The sequence below is a fragment of the Streptomyces lycii genome (assembly GCF_009735685.1).
Classification (GTDB): Bacteria; Actinomycetota; Actinomycetes; order Streptomycetales; family Streptomycetaceae; genus Streptomyces; species Streptomyces lycii.
In genome coordinates this window covers 1-6,768 of record NZ_WHPN01000223.1, presented here as the reverse complement: position 1 = coordinate 6,768, position 6,768 = coordinate 1, and the positions used below count along the sequence as shown (strand labels likewise).

Below are 6,768 nucleotides of genomic sequence, written 5' to 3'. Positions count from 1 at the left end.
GCGCGGCCCGCGCGCGACCCGGAGCGCGAGCGAACCGCCCGCGGTGGCGTACGGCTGGACGAGCAGCAGCCCGTGCCGCCCGGGTGCCACGGTGCGCCGCAGCCCGGGCCCGACGGCGCGGGCGGCAGTGTAGAGCGAGCCGCCGTCGCCGCAGCGCACCCGGACCCGTACGTCCCAGACGTCCGGCGCCGTGCCGTTCCGGGTGGCCGGGGCGTCGGCGGTGGGCGGCGCGTCCAGGTCGAACAGCACCTCGGCCCGCCAGACCCCGGGGGCCTCGTCGGGCGTGAGCACGGCGTCCCGGGTCAGGCCGAGCCTGCCGTCGTCGTGGTGCCGCAGCTCGACGTCGACGACCGCTGGGCCCCCGGCGCCCGCCAGCCGCCCGTACAGCTCGTGCACGCGCAGGGTCAGCCGCAGCCGCGGCCGCCCGACGCCGAGCGCGGAGGTGACGTCGACGCCCAGCTCCGGTTCGGCGTCCACGGTCACCGGCAGCCGGTGCAGCGGCTTGTCGTCGACCCGGTCGATGACCACCTCCGGCAGGTCCACCGCCCACACCGGGCGGCCGTCCACCCGGGCGTACGGCGGCAGCAGCCGGGCCGGGCGTACGGCGAGCGCGGTGAGCCGCTCCACGTCACGCGGCCACTCGGCGGCGGCGATGACCCGGGCGATCCAGCGCGCCGGGGCGCGGGCCGCGAGCAGGTCGGCCTCGTCGAACGTCGCCAGATGCTCCCGGGTGAGCCGCCACCACTCGGCGCGGTGGTCCTCGTCGCGGCGGCCCAGCTCGCGCAGGTACATGCGCAGGTCGTGGTCGAGGAATTTCACCCGGGCGGCGTGCGCCAGCCGCCGGAGACCGGCTCGCTGGAGGGTGACGACGGCCAGCCGGTGCGCGGCCAGCCGGGCGCGCCAGCCCTCGACGCCGCTCCGGTCGAGCGAGATGGACGGCCGGCTCGCCGTCCGGCGCACGTGCCAGACGTAGACGGTGTCGGGGACGAGCGCGATCCGGGGGAGCGCTGCGAGCACCCGGGCGGTGAAGACGAAGTCCTCGTAGCGGTACGCGCCGTCGGGGAAGCGGATGCCGTGCCGGTCGAGGAAGGCGCGGTCGTAGAGCTTGTTGACGCACAGGGTGTCGCGCACCAGGCGCGGCAGCCGGGCCGGGGAGTCGTACACCGCCTCCTCCAGGAACAGCGCCCGCTGCCAGGGGGTGTCGCGGTGCTGCGGAAGCTCCCGGCGCACGCAGCCGCCCGCGACGACCTGCGCGCCGTGCCGGTCCGCGGCGGCGAGCAGCGCGTCGACGGCGCCCGGCGGCAGGACGTCGTCGCTGTCGAGGAACATGACGTACGGGGCGGTCGCGTCCCGCAGACCGTCGTTGCGGGGGGTGCCGCAGCCGCCGCTGTTCTCGGACCGGTGGTGCACGCGGAGCCGGTCGTGACGGCGGGCCAGCCGGTCCAGGACCTCGCCCGTGGCGTCGGCGGAGCCGTCGTTCACGGCGACGACCTCGGCGACCGACGGGCCCTGGCGCAGGGCGGAGAGCACGGCGTCCGCGATGTGCTCCGCGTCGTTGTAGCCGATCACGACGACGCTGACCCGCGCGGCGGTTGCCGCGGGGGAGATTTCTGTCTCCATATGGGTGAACAGTGTATTTCAGTTGGGGTGTACGGGCTCGGTGGAACGCATGCCCCACACAGGACCCGTACACCCCTCGATGCCGCCGGGTTCACCCCCGCTTCACACGGCTCACTTCACCGCGCCCGCCATCACACCGGACACGAACTGCCGCTGGAAGGCGAAGAACACGGCGAGCGGGATCACCATCGACACGAACGCGCCGGGCGCCAGGATGTCGATGTTGTTCCCGAACTGCCGTACCTGCTGCTGGAGCGCCACGGTGATCGGCGGCGAGCTGCCGTCCGCGAAGATCAGGGCGATCAGCATGTCGTTCCAGACCCACAGGAACTGGAAGATGCCCAGCGAGGCGATGGCCGGCCCGCCCAGCGGCATGACCACCCGGGTGAACAGCCGCAGTTCCCCGGCCCCGTCCAGCCGGGCCGCCTCCAGCAGCTCGCGCGGGATCTCGGCGAAGAAGTTCCGCAGCAGGAACACGGCGAACGGCAGACCGAACGCCGTGTGGAAGGTGATCACGCCGATCGTGGTCTCGAAGATCCCGACGGTGTTGAACAGCTTGGACACCGGGATCAGCGCGACCTGCACGGGCACCACCAGCAGCCCGACGACCAACAGGAACAGCCAGTCCCGCCCGGGGAAGTCCAGCCAGGCGAAGGCGTAGCCCGCCAGCGAGCCGATGACCACGACGAGCACGGTCGACGGCACGGTGATCAGGACGGTGGTCCACAGCGAGCCGACGACGACGTCGTTGTCGAAGAGCGCCGAGTAGTTCTCCGCCGTGAGCTGCGCGGGCTCGGTGAAGACCTGCCACCAGCCGCTGGAGGAGATGTCGGTCGGATCGCGCAGCGAGGAGATCAGCAGACCGAGGGTCGGCATCAGCCAGAAGAGAGCGATCAGGACGAGAATGCCTTGCGCCAGTCCGCCGCTCGCCCGCGCCGCCAACCGGGAGGCGGCGGACGGCTTGCGGCCGGGCGCCGGGCCCGGGGTCTGCGCGGCCTTGGCCACGGCCGGTTCCGCCGAGGTGCTCATCGGCGTCGCTCCCTTCGGATGCGCCGGATGTTGACGAGCATCACCGGCAGCACGAGCAGCAGCAGGAGCACGGCGATCGCGCTGCCGACCCCCTGGTCCGAGTCGGCGCCGAAGGACGACAGATACAGCTGGAGCGCGAGGACGTTCGCGTCGTCCAGGGTGGCCCCCGGCGCGATGATGTACACCAGGTCGAAGATCTTCAGCACGTTGATCATCAGCGTGACGAGCACGACGGCCAGCACCGGCGCCAGCAGCGGCACCGTGACCTTGCGGAAGACCTGCCACTCGGTCGCCCCGTCGACCCGCGCGGCCTCCAGCAGTTCCCGCGGCACCCCGGCGAGCCCGGCGGCGATCAGCACCATCGCGAAGCCCGCCCACATCCAGATGTAGCTGCCGATGATGGCCGGCGTGACGAACGACGGGCCGAGCCAGTCCACGCCGTTGTACTGCTCGGCGAAGTTCGACCCCGGCAGCCGGAGCTGCGCGCCGTCCGCGGCCGCGGGCAGGCTGTACGTGCCGTCGTCGCCGACCGTGGCCTTCGCGACGACCTCGCCGTCCCTGACCGCCTCGACGGTGATGCCGGACAGCGCCTTCTCACCGCTGTCGATCCGCCCCGGCTCGCCCTTGCCGCCGGGTACGAAGTCCAGCCACACCGTGCCGGTGATCTTCCCGCCCTCCGGCCGCGCCTGCTCGGCCCCGGCCGCCTCCTTCGGCATCTCGGCCGGCGGTATGCCCACCAGCGGCAGGTTCGCCGGGTCCCCGGCGCGTACCGCCGACTCGGTGGTGAACGAGCCGCCCGCCGTCCTCGCCATCCCCGAGTCCGGGCGCGGCCGGGCGCCCGGGTAGGCGGAGGACTCGGCGAAGGTGTCGTGCACGCCGACCCAGACGGCGTTGGCGACACCGCGGTCCGGGTCCTGCTCGTACACCAGCCGGAAGATGATGCCGGAGGCGAGCATGGAGATCGCCATCGGCATGAAGATGATCAGCTTGAACGCGGTGCCCCAGCGGATCCGCTCCGTCATCACCGCGTAGATCAGGCCGAGCGCGGTGGACACGGTGGGCGCGAGGACGACCCAGATGACGTTGTTCCGGATCGCGGTGCGGATGCCCTCGTTCGAGAACAGCTCACCGTAGTTGTCCAGGCCGACGAAGGAGGAGCCGTCCGCGCCGAAGAAGCTGCGGAAGACCGAGTACCCGATCGGGTACAGCACGAGCGCGCCGAGCAGCACCAGCGCGGGCAGCAGGAAACACGCCGCCACCCAGGGCCGGGTACCGAGCACACCCTTCTTCGCGACGGGGGGCGGCGCGCCGGGCGCGGCCGCGGCCCCCGCGGTCACTGTCTTCATCTGTCCGGCGGCCCGTCAGCTCTTGTACGCCTTGGCGGCCGCGGCTTCCAGCGCCTTCTGCGCCCCCGCCACGTCCTCGGGGTCGGCCAGGAAGTCCTGGAGGACCTTCCACTCGCCCTCGCCCTTCGTGCCGCCGAAGGAGGCCGGGGCCTGGTCGGACATGTCGAACCGGAAGTCGTCGCCCGCCTCGATCAGCGCCTTGGCGATGTCGCGCTGCACGTCGTTCGGGTACGTCTCCGGATCCAGTTCCTTGTTCGGCGAGATGAAGCCCCCCGCGCCCGCCGAGATCGCGGCCGCGTCGGTGGACGCCAGGAACGTCAGCAGCGCCTGGGCGCCCTTGCCCTCCTTCAGGGCCACGGCCACGTCACCGCCGCTCACCACGGGGGATTCCGCGCCGACGGCCGGGAACGGGAAGACCTTGGCGTCGCTGCCGATCTTCGCCTTGGTGTCGTTGGCGATGTTGATCCCGACGAAGTCGCCCTCGTAGACCATCGCGGCGTCCGGGGCGTCACCGCCCTCGAAGGCCTTCGTCACGGACTTGGGGAACTCCGTCTGCAGCGCGCCCTTCTTGCCGCCGGCGAGCAGGGTGTCGTCGCCGAACAGCTCGCCGAGGGTGGTCAGCGCCTTCTCCACGGAGGGGTCGGTCCACTTGATCTCGTGCGCGGCCAGCTGGTCGTACTTCTCGGGCCCGGCCTGGGAGAGGTAGATGTTCTCGAACCAGTCGGTGAGGGTCCAGCCGTCGGCCCCGCCGACGGACACCGGCGGCACACCGGAGTCCGAGATCGTGCGGGCGGTCTCCAGGAACTCGTCCCAGGTGGCGGGCTCCTCGACCCCGGCGTTGGTGAACGCCGCGGTGTTGTACCAGACCAGGGACTTGTTGGCGGCCTTGTAGTACACGCCGTACTGCTCGCCGTCGTGCGCGCCGAGGTCCTGCCAGCCCTGGGAGAAGTTCTTGCCCAGCTGCTCGCGCACCGCGCTGTCCGCGGGCTGCAGCCAGCCCTTCTCCGCGAACTGCTGCAACGCCCCGACCTGCGGGAGCAGCGCGACGTCCGGCGGCTCGCCGCCCTCGATCTTCGTACCGAGGAAGGTGGAGATGCTGTCCCCGGTCGGCACGAAGGAGACCTCGGCGCCGGTCCGCTTCTCGAACTCGTCGAGCACCTTGCCGAAGTTCTTCTGCTCCGCGCCCGTCCATACGGCGGCCACCTGGAGCTTCTCGCCGTCGAGCTTCGGGAGCTCCACCGTGACGGCCGGCTTCTCGCCGCCGTCCCCGGAGTCCTTGCCGCCGTCGTCCGAGCCGCCGCCGCAGCCGGTGAGGGCCAGCGCGCCCGCCGCGACGACGGCCAGCGCGGCCCGTGTGCGGCGCGTGGCCCGCGACGGTCGCGTCGTCCGTGCGGTTGCGGTGCGAAGTGCTGTACGCATTCCTGCCCGACCTCTCTCGGCCCCGCCATGGAGACCTCTCCCGTGACCCCGCGCGGGGGCCCAGCCCTCGCCCGGAGAGCCGCCCGGTCAACGACGGCGGTCCGCGCGGGGCACGTCCCGATGTACGTACCGTGCGACAGTCCTACGCCCCGAACACGAACCGCCGCAATAGCGCGACCAGCGTCAAGTCGCGGATTGTGACGACCCTGTGATGCGGCGTCAGCCCGCGCGCGGGCCCGGCGGGCCGGGGCCCCGCCCCGGCGCGGGCGTCCGGGCCCCGGCCCCGGGTGGAGGCCGGGGCGGGACGGAGCCGGCGTCAGATCAGCGGAGGCGCCGCGTGCACCTCCGCGGACCGGGCCGCCCGCTGGAGGGCGCTCGCCAGCAGCGCCAGGTCGGTCGGGCCGTTGCCCAGCTCGCGGACCGGGCGGCGGGCCGGCGGATCGCCCATCCGGTCCCACTCCAGCGGCACCACGGTCGGCCGCTGCGTCGCCGTCCGGGGGATGCGCCCGGTGACCCGGCCCGCCTGGAACGGTGTGACCGTCCCGTCCCGCCGGGTCAGCCTGCCCCGGCCGGGGGCCGCCTCGGCGCGCTCCGGTCCGTCGGTCCGGGCGGGCAGCACCTCCAGGGCGACCCGCAGCCCGGCAGCCTCCGCCGCCGCGGTCTCCGACGTGCGCTCCGGCCGCCCGCTCGACGCGACCAGATGCACCCCGAGGCGGGCGCCGTGCCGGGCCACCGACTCCAGGGCCCGCACCACCGAGCCGGCCGCCGGACGGCCCGTGCTGCCGAGCGCGGGCGCCAGCAGCGCGTCGAAGTCGTCGACCAGCACGACCAGCCGGGGCACCGGGTCCGGCCCGGTCTCCTCGGCGGCGCGCGACGCGGCGGCCGCTTCCGTGTCCTCGGCGGCCCGGCGCGCGCGCAGCCTCAGCGTGCCGCTCGGCTCCGGCTCCAGATCACCGCCCCCGTCGCCCGCGGGCCTGCCGGCCCCGCCGCGTCCGGGCCCCGGCGGAGCGCTGCCGGCGCGCGCCCGCCGGTCGTGCCAGGCGGTGAAGTCCAGCTCGCCGAAGAGCTGCGCCCGCCGCTTCAGCTCCGAGCTGAGCGCCTGCGCGAAGGCCCGCATCCGGACCGGGTCGACGCCCGGCAGATACGTCGAGACGTGCGGCAGGTCCGTACAGGCCCGCAGTCCGCCGTCCGAGGTGTCGAGATCGCCGCGCGGTTCGGGCAGCGAGGAACGGACGCCGCCGCCGTCCACCAGCAGCAGCGCGAGCCGGTCCGGGCGGTCGGCGGCGGCCAGCGACGCGGCCAGCGCGCGCAGCAGCTCCGTCTTGCCCGTGCCCGGCCCGCCCTCGATCAGCAG

At 73.6% G+C, this 6,768-nt stretch carries 5 protein-coding genes; all 5 read right to left on the bottom strand.

What is annotated here, in order from left to right; genetic code table 11:
- A partial coding sequence (locus GCU69_RS09160) for a glycosyltransferase family 2 protein (RefSeq protein WP_156205627.1) occupies positions 1-1,620 on the bottom strand: 1,620 nt, incomplete at its 3' end.
- 111 nt (positions 1,621-1,731) lie between these two features.
- The gene (locus GCU69_RS09155; RefSeq protein ID WP_098752154.1) at positions 1,732-2,649 is read right to left on the bottom strand and encodes a carbohydrate ABC transporter permease; all 918 of its coding nucleotides are present in this window, start codon (positions 2,647-2,649) and stop codon (positions 1,732-1,734) included.
- Complete coding sequence (locus GCU69_RS09150) at positions 2,646-3,995, bottom strand: carbohydrate ABC transporter permease (RefSeq protein ID WP_098752153.1); 1,350 nt, start codon at positions 3,993-3,995, stop codon at positions 2,646-2,648. The genes GCU69_RS09155 and GCU69_RS09150 overlap by 4 nt, the downstream gene beginning before the upstream one ends.
- Positions 3,996-4,010: 15 nt before the next feature.
- Complete coding sequence (locus tag GCU69_RS09145; protein WP_098752152.1) at positions 4,011-5,414, bottom strand: ABC transporter substrate-binding protein; 1,404 nt, start codon at positions 5,412-5,414, stop codon at positions 4,011-4,013.
- Positions 5,415-5,730: 316 nt separating this feature from the next.
- Positions 5,731-6,768, bottom strand: a 1,038-nt coding sequence (locus GCU69_RS09140) for an FtsK/SpoIIIE domain-containing protein (protein WP_156205624.1), incomplete at its 5' end; no start/stop codon positions are given.